The 19,329-nt window shown below is 28.6% G+C and carries 21 protein-coding genes; 17 read left to right on the forward strand and 4 right to left on the reverse strand.

What is annotated here, in order from left to right:
* Positions 1-14 precede the first annotated feature (14 nt).
* Both APAC_RS01185 and APAC_RS01190 read right to left on the reverse strand, forming a co-directional pair.
* On the reverse strand, positions 15-995 hold the full coding sequence (locus APAC_RS01185) for a hypothetical protein (protein ID WP_130232372.1): 981 nt from the start codon (positions 993-995) through the stop codon (positions 15-17).
* 9 nt (positions 996-1,004) lie between these two features.
* Positions 1,005-1,586 carry a hypothetical protein gene (locus tag APAC_RS01190; protein WP_130232373.1) on the reverse strand — a complete coding sequence of 194 codons (582 nt, stop codon included), beginning with the start codon at positions 1,584-1,586 and terminating at the stop codon, positions 1,005-1,007.
* 114 nt (positions 1,587-1,700) lie between these two features.
* On the opposite strand from APAC_RS01190, the gene APAC_RS01195 reads away from it, so the two are divergent.
* The 9 genes from APAC_RS01195 to argS all read left to right on the forward strand — a co-directional run bounded on the left by APAC_RS01195 (position 1,701) and on the right by argS (position 8,997).
* Positions 1,701-2,993, forward strand: coding sequence for a S41 family peptidase (locus APAC_RS01195; RefSeq protein WP_130232374.1), 1,293 nt, complete (start codon positions 1,701-1,703; stop codon positions 2,991-2,993).
* A gap of 11 nt (positions 2,994-3,004) precedes the next feature.
* Positions 3,005-3,958, forward strand: a complete 954-nt coding sequence (locus APAC_RS01200) for a phosphoribosylaminoimidazolesuccinocarboxamide synthase (protein ID WP_130232375.1) — start codon at positions 3,005-3,007, stop codon at positions 3,956-3,958.
* 67 nt (positions 3,959-4,025) lie between these two features.
* Positions 4,026-4,271: a phosphoribosylformylglycinamidine synthase subunit PurS gene (gene purS / locus APAC_RS01205; RefSeq protein WP_130232376.1), complete on the forward strand. Its 246-nt coding sequence runs from the start codon at positions 4,026-4,028 to the stop codon at positions 4,269-4,271.
* Between the two features lies 1 nt (position 4,272).
* Positions 4,273-4,944 carry a phosphoribosylformylglycinamidine synthase I gene (purQ, locus tag APAC_RS01210; protein ID WP_130232377.1) on the forward strand — a complete coding sequence of 224 codons (672 nt, stop codon included), beginning with the start codon at positions 4,273-4,275 and terminating at the stop codon, positions 4,942-4,944.
* Positions 4,945-4,979: 35 nt separating this feature from the next.
* A complete protein-coding gene (locus APAC_RS01215; RefSeq protein ID WP_130232378.1) occupies positions 4,980-6,050 on the forward strand; it encodes a hypothetical protein in 1,071 nt (356 codons plus the stop codon).
* Entirely contained in the window at positions 6,037-6,723 is a 687-nt protein-coding gene (locus tag APAC_RS01220) for a lysophospholipid acyltransferase family protein (RefSeq protein ID WP_130232379.1), read from the forward strand. The genes APAC_RS01215 and APAC_RS01220 overlap by 14 nt, the downstream gene beginning before the upstream one ends.
* On the forward strand, positions 6,713-7,099 hold the full coding sequence (locus APAC_RS01225; protein WP_130232380.1) for a fluoride efflux transporter FluC: 387 nt from the start codon (positions 6,713-6,715) through the stop codon (positions 7,097-7,099). The genes APAC_RS01220 and APAC_RS01225 overlap by 11 nt, the downstream gene beginning before the upstream one ends.
* A gap of 68 nt (positions 7,100-7,167) precedes the next feature.
* A complete protein-coding gene (locus APAC_RS01230) occupies positions 7,168-7,398 on the forward strand; it encodes a Sec-independent protein translocase subunit TatA/TatB (protein ID WP_130232381.1) in 231 nt (76 codons plus the stop codon).
* A gap of 9 nt (positions 7,399-7,407) precedes the next feature.
* Entirely contained in the window at positions 7,408-8,997 is a 1,590-nt protein-coding gene (argS, locus tag APAC_RS01235; protein ID WP_130232382.1) for an arginine--tRNA ligase, read from the forward strand.
* 129 nt (positions 8,998-9,126) lie between these two features.
* Here the strand turns inward: argS and rsfS are convergent, their stop codons facing one another.
* Positions 9,127-9,450, reverse strand: a complete 324-nt coding sequence (rsfS, locus tag APAC_RS13310) for a ribosome silencing factor (protein WP_188353731.1) — start codon at positions 9,448-9,450, stop codon at positions 9,127-9,129.
* Positions 9,451-9,468: 18 nt separating this feature from the next.
* Positions 9,469-10,005, reverse strand: a complete 537-nt coding sequence (nadD, locus tag APAC_RS13315; RefSeq protein WP_188353732.1) for a nicotinate (nicotinamide) nucleotide adenylyltransferase — start codon at positions 10,003-10,005, stop codon at positions 9,469-9,471.
* Positions 10,006-10,096: 91 nt separating this feature from the next.
* Between nadD and gap the strand changes: the two genes are divergently transcribed.
* From gap to dxs, 8 genes are all read left to right on the forward strand, one after another.
* The gene (gene gap, locus APAC_RS01245; RefSeq protein ID WP_130232383.1) at positions 10,097-11,092 is read left to right on the forward strand and encodes a type I glyceraldehyde-3-phosphate dehydrogenase; all 996 of its coding nucleotides are present in this window, start codon (positions 10,097-10,099) and stop codon (positions 11,090-11,092) included.
* Positions 11,093-11,113: 21 nt separating this feature from the next.
* Entirely contained in the window at positions 11,114-12,310 is a 1,197-nt protein-coding gene (locus APAC_RS01250) for a phosphoglycerate kinase (protein ID WP_130232384.1), read from the forward strand.
* A gap of 3 nt (positions 12,311-12,313) precedes the next feature.
* The gene (locus APAC_RS01255; RefSeq protein WP_130232385.1) at positions 12,314-13,024 is read left to right on the forward strand and encodes a triose-phosphate isomerase; all 711 of its coding nucleotides are present in this window, start codon (positions 12,314-12,316) and stop codon (positions 13,022-13,024) included.
* Position 13,025: 1 nt separating this feature from the next.
* Positions 13,026-13,853, forward strand: a complete 828-nt coding sequence (gene fabI, locus APAC_RS01260) for an enoyl-ACP reductase FabI (protein WP_130232386.1) — start codon at positions 13,026-13,028, stop codon at positions 13,851-13,853.
* Positions 13,854-14,012: 159 nt separating this feature from the next.
* The gene (lysA, locus tag APAC_RS01265; RefSeq protein ID WP_130232387.1) at positions 14,013-15,221 is read left to right on the forward strand and encodes a diaminopimelate decarboxylase; all 1,209 of its coding nucleotides are present in this window, start codon (positions 14,013-14,015) and stop codon (positions 15,219-15,221) included.
* A 15-nt stretch (positions 15,222-15,236) separates the two neighbouring features.
* A complete protein-coding gene (gene pheA / locus APAC_RS01270; protein ID WP_130232388.1) occupies positions 15,237-16,313 on the forward strand; it encodes a chorismate mutase in 1,077 nt (358 codons plus the stop codon).
* A gap of 14 nt (positions 16,314-16,327) precedes the next feature.
* On the forward strand, positions 16,328-17,434 hold the full coding sequence (gene hisC / locus APAC_RS01275; protein ID WP_130232389.1) for a histidinol-phosphate transaminase: 1,107 nt from the start codon (positions 16,328-16,330) through the stop codon (positions 17,432-17,434).
* 15 nt (positions 17,435-17,449) lie between these two features.
* Positions 17,450-19,252 carry a 1-deoxy-D-xylulose-5-phosphate synthase gene (gene dxs / locus APAC_RS01280; RefSeq protein ID WP_130234556.1) on the forward strand — a complete coding sequence of 601 codons (1,803 nt, stop codon included), beginning with the start codon at positions 17,450-17,452 and terminating at the stop codon, positions 19,250-19,252.
* Positions 19,253-19,329 lie beyond the last annotated feature (77 nt).

Genomic DNA, 19,329 nt, shown 5'->3' on the forward strand with positions numbered 1-19,329 from the left:
AGCTATTAAAATTTTTAAGGTAAAGTTATGATTTTATTATTGTAAACTTTATTACCTAATACAATTAATCTCTCTTCATTATCAAAATCAAAATCATAAACTTTTTTACTTGTAAAGTCATCACTTATATTTATAATGTATCCTTGAGATTCAATTGCATATAAAGAGTTTGTATAAGCTAAAGAGTGAATTTTTGAGTATTTATATTTACTTTTTGATACTTCTTCTAGGTATGGAGATAATTTTATTATCTGTCCATCAATTGTTGCTATAAAAACATCTTCTTTATTAACTAAAATATCTCTTAGTTCATAATCTTTTGCCAAAATTTCTTTTGGAGAAATAGATACTATTTTATTAGGTGTTGCAACAATAAGTGTTTGAAGACTTTGAATTACATCTAGAAAGATAATATTATTGAATTTTCCATCTGGGTCAACAGATATATTCTTTACAGCTTCATTTGAAGCTTTTGAAACAATAATTACTTTTCCATTTAGTGTAGGAAATAGTACAAGATTACCCATGAAGTGTGGATTTGTAACTCTTGTATCATTTGCTAAAGAGATAGGTTGATACTCTTTGAATAAAGTTTTATTATTTACCATATCAATTAATTCAATTGTATTATTAGAGTAAATAAGTGCTAGTCTATCATCTTTTAAAGAAGCTGCAATAACAACATCTCCAATAGTTAATTCTTCTTCACCTATCAAAATTTTGTCTTTATTATTTGTTGCAATTACTTTACCATCTTCACTAACATTTAAAAAGTCAAAATTCTCTGGTAGTTTAAATTCAGATAAACCATCTTTTGTAATCACTTGCCCATTTTCTAATGTAGCACCAACTCTATTCATTGATTTAATATCATAAGGAATAGATTCAGTTTGAACTTTTAAGTCACCTTCTGTATCTTCTGGCTCAAAATATTTTTTACTAGAACAACCAGTTAAAACTAAAATAAATGAAAGAGCAAATAATAAATATTTCATAGGGTTTCCTTATTTTGTTACTAAATAATGATTTAATAAATTAGCTAAGTCATTTGCTTTAGATGTATTTGGTATTAAATTTAAAGCAGCTTTTGCTTCTTCAAATTTCCCTTCATTTGCTAAAAGTAATGCTTTATTAAAAATTGCAAACTCTTTTAATAAAAAGTTATTCTCCATTGATACATTATTTAACTCTGAAATGCTATTATTTTTTACTGCTTCTTGGTAAGTTGTTAACTCTTTTAAGTAAGGAACATTTACTTTTACTATTTCACCTTTATCTTTTGCAACTAAATAAGTAGCAATATTGTAAAGATTAGTATTTGTTTCTTTTAACTTTGCCATTGCATCTTTATCTTCAGGGTTTTTTAGTATTTTCTCAAATGCTAAATTTGCTTCAAGCTTATTTGATTCATCAATGTTACTTTTAACAACTAGTGCTATTCCTGCGATAATTAATATTGCAATAAGTCCTAAAATTAATGTTTTATATTTCTTGTAAAATCTTTCTACTTTAACAAAGCCTTCAAGAAACTTTTCTTCACTATTAAGCTCTTGTTTTACGTAGTCAACATTCTCTTTTAAACTCATAATTTTTTACCTTATATTAAATTAGATGATATGTTACAAAAATTTTTATAAAACCTTACTTTTATGAATTTTTTAGTAGAATATATCTTTATAAATTTAAGAGGTTATTATTTCATGAAAAAACTATTATTAGCATCTTCAGTAGCATTATTATTAACTCAATCATTATTTGCAAAAGAAGAAATACAAGAAGAACAAACAAGATTTGAATCATTATCAAAATTAACAAAAGTTATCGGCACAGTTGAAAAGTACTACGTTGATGATATTAAGTTACAAGAGATTGTAGATAAAGCATTAAAGGGTTTAATGCAAGAGCTTGATGCTCACTCAAGTTTTTTAGATAAGAAATCATCAAAAGAGATGAGCATACAAACAAAGGGTGAATTTGGAGGTTTAGGAATCACAGTAGGAATGAGAGATGGGGCTTTAACAGTTATTTCTCCTATTGATGACACTCCAGCATTTAAAGCAGGAATTAAATCATCAGATATTATCTTAAAAATCGATGACCAAGCAACTTTAAATATGACTTTAGACGAAGCTGTATCTTTAATGAGAGGGAAACCTAAAACAGATATAACTTTGACAATTGTTAGAAAAGGTACTAATGAACCTTTAAAAATAAAAATTACAAGAGATATAATAAAAATTCAATCTGTATTCACTAAAAAGATTGAAGATGAGAATTTATTATATTTAAGAGTTTCTAGTTTTGATACTAAAGTAACAGATGGACTTGAGAAAGCTATAGAAGAAAACCCAAAAGTTGATGGGATTATTTTAGATTTAAGAAATAATCCAGGTGGTTTATTATCTCAAGCTATAGGAGTTGTAGATTTATTTGTTGATAAGGGTGTAATCGTTTCTCAAAAAGGAAAAGATGAAGATAGTGAAGAGAAATTTGAAGCTACTTCAAGATCAACAATGACTAAAAAACCATTAGTTGTTTTAGTAAATGGTGGTTCAGCTTCAGCTTCAGAAATTGTAAGTGGTGCCCTTCAAGATCACAAAAGAGCAATTGTTATAGGTCAAAAAACATTTGGTAAAGGTTCAGTTCAAGCTGTACTTCCAATAGATAATGATAGAACAGAAAATATCAAATTAACAATTGCAAAATACTATTTACCAAGTGGTAGAACTATCCAAGCAACGGGGGTTACTCCTGATATTATAGCAGCTGCTGGAAAAGTTACAGTTGAAGAAAATAATGAATTTAAAATAAAAGAAGCAGATCTTAAAAAGCATTTAGAAGGTGAACTTGAAAAAGTTGATCATACGAAAAATGAAGAAAAAGAAGTAAAAAACGAAAGTAAAAAAATAATAAGTAAAGATGAAATTTTAGAAGATAATCAATTAAATACTTCAATTGCAATCTTAAAAAGTTTGATTATAATGAGTAAATAACAGGAGACTTAATGAATATAGAAAAAATTGTTGAACTTGGATTATGGCCAGAATCTAAAAAAACAACTACTAAAAAGGGTGTTTCAGAACTTGAAGATTTGGGTTATAATCTTTTTTATATAGGAAAAAATGCAGATCTTTACACTTGTCCTGGAGATGAGCCAAAAATTTTATTAGTTAGAAGTGATAGATGTTCTGTTTTTGATATTCCGTTAAATTTAGAAATTGAAGGAAAGGGTGTTTCTCAAACAGCAATTTCAAATAATGGAGCTAAATTTGCAAAAGATGCTGGGATTAAAACAGCTATATTGGATGAGACTATTGATTCATCTTTAAGTATTGCTCCAAGATGTCAGTTTATGGAATTATGTAAGCCTTTAGAAGCTGAAATTGATGGTGATTTAGTTCAATTTGAGTTTATATTTAGAAACTATTTAACGGGTTCATTATTTGATGCTTGTCAAAATGGAAATGATCCTTATGGATTAGAATTAGGTTCTGATTTAAGACAATGGCATAAATTTGATAATCCAATATTTACACCAACAACTAAAGGTGTAAAAGATATACCTCTAAATTCTCAAAGTGTAAGAGAAAAATTTCCTGAAGTAATTTCAAGTATGGAAAAGCTATTTAAAGATTTCTCTTCTTTTGCTTTAGAAAATGGAATAATTGTAGTTGATACTAAATTTGAAATTTTTGTTAATTCAAAGGGTGAATGGGTATTAGGAGATGAAGTTTTAACTCCTGAAAGTTCAAGATTTATTTCAAAAGAGGATTTTGAAGCTCAAAACTACATCTCTATGGATAAACAAATTTTAAGGGACTTTGGTAAAGAACAAAACTGGAAAGAGCAAGCTAAATCTTTAGCACCAGGTCAAAAGTTAGAGGTAAATGTACCACAAGAGATTAAAGATAAAATTTTAAGTGGTTACACAACAATTTTAAATAGATTAAGTAAATAAAACTCATTATCTAAAGTGCTAAGGCATTTTTAGATATAATCGCAAAAATATTAATTGAAGGTAATAAATGAAAGCAATAGTAAATGTAGCATTAAAACAAGGTGTTCTTGATGATCAAGGTAAAGCAACTCATCATGCTTTAGATACTTTAGGTTTTAAAGATGTAGTTAAAGATGTAAGAATCGGTAAACAAATTATCTTAGAACTTAACTCAACTACTGAATCAGAAGCAAGAGAAGAAGTTGTAAAAATGTGCGAAAAGTTATTAGCTAATACAGTTATCGAAGATTACGATATAGAAATAGTAGGTTAATATGAAAATTTCAGTATTACAATTTCCTGGAACAAACTGTGAATATGATACAAAGTATGCATTTGAAAAAATTGGTGCTGATGTTGAAATAATTTGGCATAAAGATAAAAGTATTCCAGCAGATACTGACCTTTTAGTAATTCCTGGTGGATTTTCATACGGAGATTATTTAAGAAGTGGTGCAATTGCAAGGTTTGCAAATGTTATGAATTCTGTTCAAGAATATGCTGCTAATGGTGGTAAGGTTCTAGGTATTTGTAATGGATTTCAGATTTTGTTAGAAGCAGGTTTATTACCTGGTGCCATGAAAAGAAATGATTCTTTACATTTTATATCTAAATATAATCACTTAAAAGTAATTTCAAATGATAATACATTTTTATCTTTAATGAAAAAAGATGAAGTTGTTAATATTCCAGTTGCACACCACGATGGAAACTACTTTATAGATAATAAAGGATTAAGAGAGTTAGAAGAAAATGATCAAATTCTTTTAAAATATTGTGATGAAAATGGAGAGTTAGAGAACTTAAATGGTTCAGTTGCAAATATTGCAGGTATTTGTAATAGTGAACGAAATGTTTTTGGTTTAATGCCTCATCCAGAAAGAGCAATGGAAGAACTTTTAGGTTGTGATGATGGTGTTAGAATGCTTAAAGGTTTTTTACAATAAAGAGATAGATTACTATCTCTTTTAAAAGTTTATTTATGAAAAAACTACTTATATCAATAGTCTTACTTAATCTTTTTTTATCAGTTAATTTATTTGCTGCTAAAAATTTGTATCTTTCTTATAAAAGTATTCCTAAAAAAGTTTATAAAAATCAAAGATTTGAAGTTGTTGTTAAAGCTTTAATTACTACAAATAACTTTGATTCCTTATCAAGTTCATTTTCAACTGGAAAAAATATTAAATTATTAAACCCTAATAGTTCATGGACAAAAGTATCAAATGATATATATGAAAATAGGTATATATTCAAAATAAATGAGGGTGATTTCACTTTACCAAAAATTACAACTAAGTTACTAAAAGGTTCAACAACAATTGATATAAGTAGTTTAGGTGTTCCTAATATTGCTTATTCTGATATCGCCGTAGGTGATAGCAGATTTTCTGGTATTATTGCAGATGAATTGGTTTTAAAAGCTTACAAGACGAAACAATATAATAACAATGATGCTCTAACAATTGTAGATATTGAAGGAATCAATTCAAACTTAGAAAACTTTAAAATTGATGGTGCCCTAGAACAAGGTATCTCAGATCTTAAAGATAATTATACTAACCAAAACTTAGTATACTATTTTGTTACACCAGTTCATGAAAAAAAAGTTGTAATAACATATCATAATACAAAACTAAAAAGTTTTAAAGAGATAACTATTCCTTTAGTTTTACAAAATGAACTTGTAAGTACTCAAACAGATTTAAATCCAAATGATTCAAGTTTTGAGAAATATAAAAAGATTGCAGTAGCACTCTTATTTTTAATCGCTTTAGCACTTTATATTTGGAAGCGAAAGAAGTTCTTATTAGTAATTACAATAATCTTATTTATAATTAGTGCAATTTATTTAATGCCAAATCAAACAGGTACAGTAAAAAAAGACTCTTATATTTATATATTACCGACAAAAAACTCTACAATTTTCTTTAAATTAGATAGTGCTCAAAAAGTTGAAAAACTACAAAAAAGAAATGGTTTTATAAAGGTTATAGGAATTGATAATAAATTTATTGGTTGGGTAAAGGAAGAAAGTTTTGGCAAGAATTAGAGGAATTATACTTTTCATACAATTTTCAATTACTGTTGCAATTACAGTAGTTGCAATGTATTTATTTAGAAATCATACACATAAAGTAATAAAACTTTGGATGAAATTTCAAATGAAAGTTTTGGGAATTGATCTTCAAATCGAGGGTAAATTAGATGAGTCATGTGATATGGTTATAATGAATCATCAATCTTTATTAGATATTATTGTTATGGAGTATATTCACTCAAGAGATTTAGCTTGGGTTGCAAAAAAAGAGATAACAGACTTATTCTTTTTTGGTCATATTATTAAAGCCCCAAGAATGATTAGTATTGATAGAGAAAATAAAGCTGGAATTATTACACTTTTAAAAGAGACTAAGGATAGATTAGACAAAGGTAGACCAATTGCAATGTTCCCTGAAGGAACGAGAAGTGATGGTACAAAGATGCTAAGCTTTAAAGCAGGGGCAAAAATGGTTGCAAATAAGCATAAACTAAAAGTACAACCAGCAATTTTATTTAATACTAGGAATATTGTTGATTCAAAAGCACTAAAAGCAAGTCCTGGTGTTGTAAAAGTTGTATTTTTAGACCCTGTTCAAGCTGATAAATCAACAGATTGGTTTGAGCAAACAGAGATTAAAATGAACGAAGCTTTTAATAAAGAATATAAAAACTATGTCTCTTAGCTGGCAAACTATTCTAGCAATTGGTCTTGGAGGATTTTTAGGAGCAATTGCAAGAGCATATAGTGTTCATATTACAAATAAATATATCCCATTAGAATTTCCAATAGGTATTTTATTAGTAAATGTTATAGGTTCATTTATTATTGGTATGTTGTTTGCTTATTTTTCTCATGTTAGTGTGGAAGATACTACAAAAGCTTTTTTAACTACAGGTTTTTTAGGTGCACTAACAACTTACTCAACTTTTGCAATAGAGTCATATCTATTATTTGGAACTTCTATTTATTTAGCAATTTCAAATATGGCTTTAAATCTATTTGGTACAGTATTAGCAGCTGGCACTGGATATAAACTTATTCAATTTTTTATAAGATAACTCACAAAAAAAATTTTAAGCATTAAGTAGTTATAATAATTACTAAAAATTAAACTTAAGGATGACTCATGGGTATGCCAGGTGGTATGGAATGGATTTTAATTGCATTAGTGGTGTTATTACTATTTGGTGGTAAGAAAATACCAGAATTAGCAAAAGGTTTAGGTTCTGGAATCAAGAACTTTAAAAAAGCAGTTAAAGATGATGAAGATGAAGTTGCAGAAAACAAAAAAGCTGAAGAGTTAGATAAAAAAACTGAAGCTACAACTTCTGAAAAAAACGATACAAAAACAGTATAAGAGATAATATTGCAAAATTTAGTTAAAAATTATATTGAAAAAATATTAGAAACTAGTGTAGTTTTAGAAAAACCAAAAGATGTATCTTTAGGACACTACGCGACTCCTATTGCTTTTTCACTTGCAAAAGAGTTTAGAAAATCTCCAATGGTTATTGCTGAAGAATTAGCAAAAAAATTTGAAGAGTCATCAATGTTTGAAAAAGTTGAAGCTGTAAAAGGGTTCATTAATTTTAAACTATCAAATAAGTTTTTAGAAGAATTAGTTGATGAGTCTTTAAAAAATGAAGCTGATTTTGCAAAAGGTGAAACAAAAGAAGAAAAAATTCTTTTAGAGTATGTTTCAGCTAATCCTACAGGTCCTTTACATATTGGACATGCAAGAGGTGCAATCAATGGTGATGCAATAGCTAGAGTTGGTAGACATTTAGGTTTTGATATTACAACTGAGTATTATATTAATGATGCTGGTGCTCAAATGGATTTACTAGGACTTTCTGTATCACTTGCTGCAAGAGAGTTTATTTTAGGTGAAGATGTACAATATCCAGAAACTTATTATAGAGGTGAATATTTAATTGATATTGCTAAAGTGGTAATTGATAAGTTTGGTAAAGAAATTATCTATGATGAATCAAAATTTAAAGAGATAGCATTTTTTGCAAAAGATATTGTTATGGATATCATTGTAAAAGATTTAAAAGATTTAGGTGTAGAGTTTGATAACTTTGTGTCTGAAAAGTCTTTATATGATAAATGGGATGAAATCAGAACTATTTTAGAAGAAAATGGTTCTTTATATGAAAAAGATGATAAGGTTTATCTAAAATCTACTCAGTATGGAGATGATTCTGATAGAGTTGTTGTAAGAGATAATGGAATCCCAACTTATTTAGCAGGTGATATTATATATCACAAAAATAAATATGATAGACCATATGATAAATATATAAATATTTGGGGTGCAGACCACCATGGATATATTGCAAGAGTTAAAGCTGCAATTAAATTTTGTGGAAATGATTCAGGTAAATTAGAAGTTCTTTTATCTCAGATGGTACAACTACTAAAAGGTGGTGAACCATATAAAATGAGTAAAAGAGCTGGTAATGTTATTTTAATGTCAGATATTACAGAAGAAATAGGTGCAGATGCATTAAGATTTATTTTCTTAACAAGAAAGAGTGATACTCACTTAGAATTTGATATTGATATGTTAAAAAATCAAGACTCTTCAAATCCAATATTTTATATTAATTATGCACATGCAAGAATTAATCAAGTATTTAATAAAGCTGAATTATCTCAAAATGATGTATTAAATGAAAGTTTTGAAAACTTAAATCAAGATGGTTTAAACTTAGTATATGAATCATTATTATTACAATCAGTTTTAAATGAAGCATTTACAAAAAGAGAGATGCAAAAAATTACTGACTATTTATATTCATTAGCATCATCAGTTCATAAATTCTACAATGAATATAAAATCATTGGAAGTGATGAACAAAATAGACATCTAAAAGTTTTAAGTATGGCTGCACTTAGTATTAGAACAGGATTAAATATTTTAGGAATAAAAGCTAAGGAGGTAATGTAATGAAATGGGCAATAATTGTATTAGCACTAATTGTTGGTTACGCTATTTGGACAGGTAATATGGGTGGTGCAAAAGATGCAGCATCTAATTACAATAAAGTTTTAAGACCAGGGCAATAAAGTTTAAACTTTATGCTCTGTTATCTAACTCACTTAAGAACTCTTCTAGTGAGTATTTTTCTCTATGACCTTCACTCATTAAGTGAATAAATACATCACCTAAATCACAAATTGTCCAGTTATCATCTTCTTCAACTCTAATAAACTCTTCACCAAGTGGTTTTAAATCGTTTTTTAAATAAGTTAAAAGTGCAATACCATGTTTTGCGTTTAATGTTGTAGCAATAACTACATAATCAACAATATAGTCTTTTTCTTTTAAATCAATTATCTCAATATTCTCTGCTTTTTTTTCATCTAGAATATCTCTAATTTTTTCTATTCTTTTATCCAAAAGTTTTTACCTTTATTTTTAGTTTTCAAGATCTAAAATCTCTTTTTTTATCTCATTTGGAATATAGTTTAAATCTAGTTTTTCCCTTAATTGAGAAGAACTAATATTTATATCTATATTGAGTGTTTGATATTCACTACATTTTTGTAAATCATAACCACTTCTAGTTGCAACAACAAACTCAACTAATGATTTAAGCTCCTCAATACTATGCCACTTATCTAAAGATTCTATATTATCTGCACCTATAATAAAATATATTTTTGATGCCTTATATTTCTCTTTTAGATATTTAACTGTCTCAATAGAGTACGTTGGTCTATTTTTGTTGATTTCATAGTCGCATATTTGAACATTTGAAAAATTTTTAAAAACTTTTTTTAAAAGTTCATATCTAGTTTTTGGTTCAATTTTAAAACTATTTTTAAAAGGGTTTAAGTATGTAGGAACTACAAAAAATTTATCAATTTTTAGTTTTTCTAGTGCATTATTTACAATAGCAACATGTGCTAAATGAATAGGGTCAAAACTGCCACCAAATATCGCTATATGCACTTACTTAAAACCTTTTCAAATATACTTAAATAATATTATAGCAATTTTTCGATAAAATATCTACCATTAGATTTACAATAAAGGGAAAAGTATGGCTGTAAAAGTTGCAATAAACGGTTTAGGAAGAATTGGAAGATGTGTTGCAAGAATTGTTGCAAGTAGAGAGGATGTAGAATTAGTTGCAGTAAATGCAAGTGGAAGTGATGAAATGCTTCAATACAACCTAAGATATGACACAGTACATGGACCTAAACAAGATATTAAAGTTGAAGACGGATATCTTTATATTGGAAATAATAAAGCTAAGATTTTAAGCGAAAGAGAAACTTCTAAAATTGATTTTGCTAGTTATGGTGCAGAGGTTGTTTATGAATGTACAGGAGCATTTTTAACAACTGAATCAGTTCAACCATATATTGACAATGGTATTAAAAAAGTAGTAATGAGTGCACCTGCAAAAGATGATACTCCAACATTTGTAATTGGTGCAAATGAAGATACATATGCAGGTGAAGCTATTGTATCAAACGCTTCTTGTACAACAAATGGTTTAGCGCCAGTTGCAAGAGTTCTTGATGATGCTTTTGGAATTGAAAAAGGTTTAATGACTACAATTCACTCATATACAAGTTCTCAACCAATCTTAGATGGTAAAGATAAAAAAGACCCAAGAAAGGGTAGAGCAGGTGCTACAAACTTAACTCCAGCAAGTACGGGTGCAGCTAAGGCTATTGGTAAAGTAATGCCTCATTTAAATGGAAAATTAAATGGTCAAGCAATTAGAGTTCCAACTCCAAATGTTTCTTTAGTTGATTTAACTGTAACACTTAAAAATGATGTAACTTTAGAAGAAGTAATTTCTGCTTTTAAAACTGCTGCTGAAGGTAATTTAAAAGGTATTTTAGGTGTTGATGAAGAGTATAGAGTAAGTTCTGACTTTATTGGTGAGTCATTATCAACTGTAGTTCCTGTTGATACTATTCAAGTAATTGAAGGAAATATGGTAAAAGTTTTATCTTGGTATGACAACGAATGGGGATACTCTACAAGACTTGTAGAAATGGGTATTCACGTAGCAACTAAATAATTCTAGGTTTAAGGAAACAATTTGAAATTACAAGAAATTAAAAATATCGATATTAGTGGTAAAAAAGTATTTATTAGATGTGACTTTAATGTACCAATGGATGAATATAGAAATATCACTGATGATAGAAGAATTAGAAGTGCATTAAATACAATTAGATATTGTATTGATAATGATTGTTCAATTATTTTAGCATCGCACTTTGGTAGACCAAAAAATGGTTTTGAAGAGGAGTTTTCACTACAACCAATTGCAAAAAGATTACATACTTTATTAAAACAAGAGATTCAAATGGCTCCTGGAATTGTTGATGATGAAACAATGAAAATGGCTAATGAATTAAAATCTGGTGAGATTTTATTATTAGAAAATATGAGATTTGATGCAGGTGAAACAAAAAATAATGAAGAATTAAGTGCAAAACTAGCTTCAATGGCAGAAATTTATGTAAATGATGCATTTGGTGTTTCTCATAGAGCTCACTCTTCAGTTGAAGGTATTGCACAACATTTTGATATTGAGCATAAAGCAGCAGGATTCTTACTAGCAAAAGAGATTAAATTCTTTCACCATATTGTTCATAATCCAAAAAGACCATTTGTATCAATTGTTGGTGGTTCTAAAGTTTCTGGAAAATTAGAAGCTCTTTATAATCTTGTACCAAAAGTTGATAAAATCTTAATTGGTGGAGGAATGGCATTTACATTCTTAAAAGCATTAGGACATGAAATTGGTAATTCATTAGTTGAAGATGATTTAATTCCTGAAGCAATTAAAATTATGGATGAAGCAAAAGAATTGGGTGTAAAACTTTATTTACCTGTTGATGTTGTTGCAGCAGAAGCTTTTGATGCTGAAGCTATTGCAAAACATGTAACAGTTCAAGAGATTCCTAAAAATTGGATGGGATTAGATATTGGTCCAGCTTCAGCTCAACTTTTCTCTCTTGCCCTTAGAGATGCAAATACTATTTTATGGAACGGACCAATGGGTGTTTATGAAATGGATAAGTTTGCAAAAGGAAGTACAAAAATTTCTCATGCAGTTGCAAGTTCATTTGCTACAACAGTAGTTGGTGGTGGAGATACGGCAGATTTAGTTAGAGTAACTGGTGATGAAGATGAAATGACATTTATCTCTACTGGTGGTGGAGCTTCTTTAGAGTTAATTGAAGGAAAAGTTTTACCAGGTGTAAAAGCCTTAGTAATTGAGGAATAATTAATGCCTATTATTGCAAGTAATTTCAAAACTAATCATACAAGAAAGTCTACAAATGATTTCATTTCTAGTATAAATGAGTATTTAAAATCAAATGATATTAAAAGTGAAGTATATGTTTTCCCTACAGCTACTTCACTTAATGATTTTGATACTGTAAAAAACTTAACAGTAGGTACGCAAAATGCATATTACACTGAAAAAGGGTCTTTTACAGGTGAAATTGGAACACAACAGCTTGATGAGTTTGGAATTAAAACTATTTTAATAGGACATAGTGAAAGAAGACATATTTTAGGTGAATCACAAGAAGAAATTGCTAAAAAATATGAATTTTATAAGGCTTTAGGATATACAATTATTTACTGTATTGGAGAGCCTTTAGAAGTAAAAGAGTCTGGACTTGAAAATACTTTAGAGTATATTTATGAACAATTTGTAGGAATAGATACAAATTATGAAAATTTAATATTAGCATATGAACCTGTTTGGGCTATTGGTACAGGTGTTACAGCAACAAATGATGATATTAAAAATGTTCATACAGCTATTAAAGAAAAAATTGATAAACCACTATTATATGGTGGAAGTGTAAAAGTTAATAATGTTAGAGAAATTTGTGAAATTCCTAATGTTGATGGAGCGCTAATTGGAACAGCTTCTTGGATAAAAGAAGATTTTATACAAATAATAGATAATACAAAGGATTTATAGAATGTTTATGAAGGGTAAAAAAGGTGTAATTTTAGGTGTTGCAAATAATAAGTCTATTGCTTATGGTATTGCAAAAGCATGTGCTGCACAAGGTGCACAAATTGCATTTACTTATTTAAATGATTCTCTTAAAAAAAGAGTTGAACCAATCGCAGCAGAGTTTGATAGTGCTGATTTAGTATATCCTTGTGATGTTAGTAAACCTGAAGAGATAAAAGCTTTAAAAGAGTCTTTAGAGAAAGATTTAGGTCAAATTGATTTTATTGTTCACTCAATTGCCTTTGCTCCAAAAGAGGGATTATCAGGAAGATTTTATGATATTTCTAAAGAAGCATTTGATATTGCTATGGATGTATCAGTTTATTCATTAATTGAAGTTGTAAGAGAATTAAAACCATTATTATCTGAAAATTCTTCAGTTTTAACATTAACTTATTATGGGGGAGCTAAATATATCCCTAACTATAACTTAATGGGTGTAGCAAAAGCAGCTTTAGAAATGACAACTAAATACTTAGCAGAAGATTTAGGGAAAGATGGAATTAGAGTAAATGCAATTTCTGCAGGACCTATTAAAACTTTAGCTGCAGCTGGAATTGGTGATTTTAGATTCATGTTAAAATGGAATGAAGCACATAGTCCTCTTAAAAAGAATGTTTCAATTGATGAAGTTGGAAACTCTGGTATGTACTTATTATCTGACTTAAGTTCTGCTGTAACTGGAGAGATTCATTATGTTGATAGTGGATTTAATATTATGGGAATGCCAGCAGTTGATTTTGATGAGAATGGTAAGCCAACAATTGCTTGGAATGGTACAGACCGTTAAGTAAAAGCCAATTTCTTGGCTTTTATAGGTCTGTACGAGATGATGGTTGTAACGAATGTGAAGCCATCATGTCTGAGACTGATAAATAATTCTATCAAAAACTTTAATTTAGAATTTATGGAATTTTAAATTAAAATTTTAAAATATTATAGGAAAGAAATGAGTATTAATTTTAAAGAATTAGCAAATAAATATCAAACACCATATTATGTATATGATTTTGACCATATAACAGCACAATACAACGAGTTAAAGGGTGCCTTTAAAGCAAGAAAATCTCTTGTTGCATATGCAGTTAAAGCAAACTCGAACTTATCAGTAATTAAGCATTTAGCATCATTAGGTGCAGGAGCTGATTGTGTAAGTATTGGTGAAGTAAAAAGAGCATTAAAAGTTGGAATTGCTCCATATAAAATCATTTTCTCAGGTGTTGGGAAAATTGATTCTGAAATAAAAGAAGCATTAGAACTTGGTATTTTAATGATTAATGTTGAATCAGATGCAGAATTACAAAGAGTAGAAGCAATTGCAAAAGAGTTAGATGTTGTTGCAAGAATTTCAATTAGAGTTAATCCAAATATTGACCCAAAAACTCATCCTTATATTTCAACAGGATTACATGAGAATAAATTTGGAGTGGATATTGATACAGCAAAAAGAATGTATATCCAATGTAAAAACTCTGAAAACTTAGATCCTCAAGGTATTCACTGTCATATTGGTTCTCAGCTAACTGAACTTGAACCAATTAAAGAATCAGTAAAGATTGTTGCTGATTTAGTTAGAAACTTAAAAGCAATAAAAATTGAACTATCTTTTATGGATATTGGTGGTGGATTAGGTATTGTTTATGATGATGAAAAATTAATTGATACAAATGAATATGCACAATCAGTTTTAGAAACAATGTTTGGTTTAGATATTACAATTATTTGTGAACCAGGTAGATTCTTAGTAGGAAACTGTGGTACTTTTGTAACTAAAGTTTTATATGAAAAAGTAAATGGGAATAAAAGATTTGTTATTGTTGATGGTGCTATGAATGACTTAATTAGACCAAGTTTATACAACGCATATCATAAAATTGAAGTTTTAAATGATAATAAAGAGTTTAGTGATTGTAATTTAGTGGGTCCTGTTTGTGAAAGTGGTGACTTCTTTGCTAAAAATATAGATTTACCAAAAACAGAACATAATGACTTAATTGCAATTTATTCTGCTGGGGCTTATGGATTTACAATGGCAAGTAACTATAACACAAGAGGGAAAGTTGCGGAAATTGCAGTAGAAAATGGTGTAGATAGATTAATTAGAAAAAGAGAAACTTTTGAAGATTTAATTGCTTTAGAAGAAGAGTTTTTAAAATAAATTAGAAGGTCTTTTATGAATGAAGATGGATTATTAGAACTTAGAAATAAACTTGATAGTATTGATAATGAGCTTTTAGCTTTAATTAATGAGAGAATGAAAATTGTTCATCAAGTTGGTGCTTTAAAAGCAAAAAGTGGTGGAGCTATTTATAGACCTGAAAGAGAAAAAGCTATTATAGATAGACTTGAAAAACTAAATAAAGAATCAAATGGTTCTTTGAATAGAGCAGCTATTGAAGCACTATTTTTAGAAATATTTGCAATTTCAAGAAATATAGAACTTCCTGAAAATGTAGCATATCTTGGACCTGAAGGAAGCTTTACACACCAAGCTGCTGAAGGTAGATTTGGTGCTATGAGTTCATATATTTCTATTAGTTCTATTAAGGGTATTTTTAGGGAAGTTAGTACAAAGAAAGCAAGGTTTGGTGTTGTTCCTATTGAAAACTCATCAAATGGAATAGTTACTGATACAATTAATTGTTTAAAACAATATGATTTAAAAATTATTGCAGAAGTAGTATTAGATATTCATCATACACTAGCAACTAATTGCGATAAAATCAAAGATATTAAAAGAATCTATTCAAAAGATATCGCCTTTGATCAATGTAGAAAATTCTTGGCAAATGTAGGGCTTGATGAAGTAGAACAAATACCTATTGAATCAACAACAAAAGCTGCGAAAATTGCAGTAGAAGAAGAAGGAAGTGCGGCTATTTGTCCACATGTTGGAGCAAAACTACACAATCTTCCTATTTTATTTGAAAATATTGAAGATACAGACAATAATAAAACAAGGTTTTTTATAATTAGTGACTTTGAAAATGCAAGTTCAGGAAATGATAAAACATCAATTTTAGTAAAATTTGCTGATAGACAGGGAGCTTTATTTGAATTTTTAAAAGATTTTAATGAAGCTGGAATTAATTTAACAAAGATTAAATCTCATATAGTAGAGGGAAATTCAATCTTCTTTATTGATTTTGATGGTCATAAAGATGATGAAAATGTTAAAAATGTCCTATTAAAACACAGTGAAAATGTTAAAGTATTAGGATCATATGTAAAAGAAATAAACGATATTTAATATTAGGAAAATAGATGCAATTTAATAGTGTATTAGAAAACGTTACAACTTATGAAGCTGGTAAACCAATAGAGCTTGTAGTAAGAGAGTTTGGAGTTAATCCAAAAGATGTAATCAAATTAGCTTCAAATGAAAACCCATATGGAACAAGTCCAAAAGTAGTAGATAAGATTCAAGAATTAGCTAAAAATATGTTTATATATCCTGATGATTCTATGTTTGAATTAAAAGAAGCACTAGCAAATAAATTTGATGTAACTAGTTCAAATGTAGTTATTGGTTCAGGTAGTGATCAAATATTAGAGTTTTGTGTTCATGCAAAATGTAATGAAAATTCAAAAATTTTAATGGCAAAAACAACATTTGCAATGTATGAAATTTATGGAAAACAAACAGGTTCTACTATTATTAAAACAGAGTCTGATACTCATAATTTAGAGCAATTTTCAAAACTTTATAAAGAGCATGGCGCAGATATAATTTTCTTATGTTTACCAAATAATCCATTAGGTGAATGTTTAGATAAAGATGATGTATATGAGTTTTTAGAAACAATTGATAGTGAAACATTAGTTGTAATTGATGGTGCTTATCAAGAGTATGCTTCTTTTAAAGATGAGAAAAAAAGAATAGTTCCAAAAAATTTAATTGAAACTTTCCCAAATTGTATCTATTTAGGAACTTTCTCTAAGGCATATGCTTTAGGTGGTATGAGAGTTGGATATGGTATTGCTCAACCTGATATTATACAAACTTTATATAAATTAAGAGCTCCTTTTAATATTACAACTTTAACATTAGCAGCAGCTATTGAAGCTTTAAAAGATGAAGAGTTTGTAAATGATTGCATTGCAAAAAACTTTGAAGAGATGCAAAGATATGAAGAGTATGCAAAAGCAAAAGGCTTTGAATATATTGATTCATACACTAACTTTATTACTTTAAAGTTTGGGGATAAATATATCTCAAAACAAGTTGCACAAGAGTTATTACAAAAAGGTGTAATTGTAAGAGATTTAACTGGATATGGTGTAAATGCAATTAGAATAACTATCGGTACACAAGAACAAAATAGTAAAGTATTTGCTCAATTAGATGAAGTTTTAGAAAAATTAAAATAAAGATTGATTATGAATATAGATGTAAAAGGAAAATCACAAAAAGAGTTAAAACAACTATCACAAGATATTAGAGATAGAATAATAGATGTTGTCTCAAGAAAAGGTGGACACTTTTCTTCAACACTTGGAGCAGTTGAATTAACTATAGGTATGCATTATGTCTTTGATGCATACAGTGATCCTTTTATATTTGATGTTTCTCATCAATGTTATCCCCATAAATTATTGACTGATAGATGGGATGATTTTGAAACTATTAGACAATTTGGTGGATTAAGTGGATTTACAAAACCAAATGAATCAGTTGCTGATTACTTTGTAGCTGGACATAGTTCTACTTCAATTTCACTTGCCGTAGGTGCAGCAAAATCTATAAAACTTAAAAATGAATCTAGAGTTCCAGTTGTTATGATTGGTGATGGTTCTATGACAGCAGGTATGGTTTATGAAGCATTAAATGAGCTAGGTGATATTAAACTTCCTGTAGTAATTATTTTAAATGATAATGAAATGTCAATTGCAAAACCTATTGGAGCAATTTCAAAATATTTATCAAAGATACTTGCTGGTAAATCATATCAAAGATTTAAAGGGAAGGTTGATAGTTTTATAAAGAAAAATATGCCAGAAGGAACTACATACATAGCAAAAAGAATGGAAGAAGCTATGAAGTTAATTACACCTGGAATTTTATTTGAAGAGATGGGTGTTGATTATATAGGACCAATAGATGGACACGATTTAGAAGAAGTTATTGATACATTACAAATTGCAAAAGATATGAATAAACCTGTAATTGTTCATGCAAGAACAGTTAAAGGAAAAGGTTATAAAGTTGCAGAAGGTCAGCATGAACATTGGCATGGGGTGGGTCCATTTAATGTTGAAGATGGTGCTTTTGTAAAAAAAGAGGCACCAAAAGCAGCAACTGCAGTTTTTGCTGATGCTTTAATTAATTTAGCTTCAAAACATGAAAATGTTGTTGGCGTAACAGCTGCTATGCCAAGTGGAACAGGTATAAATAAACTAATGGATAAATTTCCTGATAGATTTTGGGATGTAGCAATTGCAGAACAACATGCAGTTACTTCAATGGCAGCAATGGCAAAAGAGGGTTTTAAGCCATTTATTACAATTTATTCAACTTTTTTACAAAGAGGCTTTGATCAAATAATTCATGATGTATGTCTAATGGATTTACCAGTAGTATTTGCAATGGATAGAGCTGGAATTGTAGGAAATGATGGTGAAACACACCAAGGGGCTTTTGATATTTCTTATTTAAGATTTATTCCAAATATGATTCTGTTTGCTCCAAGAGATAATAAAACTTTAGAGTTAGGTTTAGATTTTGCTTATAAGTTAAAAAGCCCAAGTGCTATTAGATATCCAAGAGGTGCATTTAGTGAACTTGAGTATCCTTCAACTGCTTTTGAGCTTGGAAAGGCAGAAATTTTAAAAGAGGGTAGTTCTAAAAAACTATTTATTGGTTATGGTGCGGGGGTTAGTAGAGCAATAAATACAGAAGCTTTACATAGTGAAGATATTACTATTTTAGATCTAAGATTCGTAAAACCAATAGATAAAAAAACTTTAGTTGAGTTATCTTCTAAATATGATGATTGGTATGTATTTAGTGATTCTCAAAAACAAGGTGGAGTAGGAAGTGCCATATTAGAAGTTTTAAATGAAGAAAATGTTAAAAATGTTAATTTAAAATCTTTTGAATATGAAGATATTTTTATTGATCATGGTGATACAAAAAAGGTTGAAGAGTCACTAGGTTTACTTCCTGAACAATTAGTAAAAGCTATCTAAATCTTAATTAAATAATTTTCTAAAAAATCAATTCTAATTTTTACTTATAAATATAATAGGATATTTTTTATCCTATT

Origin of the sequence: Malaciobacter pacificus (assembly GCF_004214795.1) — a bacterium.
GTDB lineage: Bacteria > Campylobacterota > Campylobacteria > Campylobacterales > Arcobacteraceae > Malaciobacter_A > Malaciobacter_A pacificus.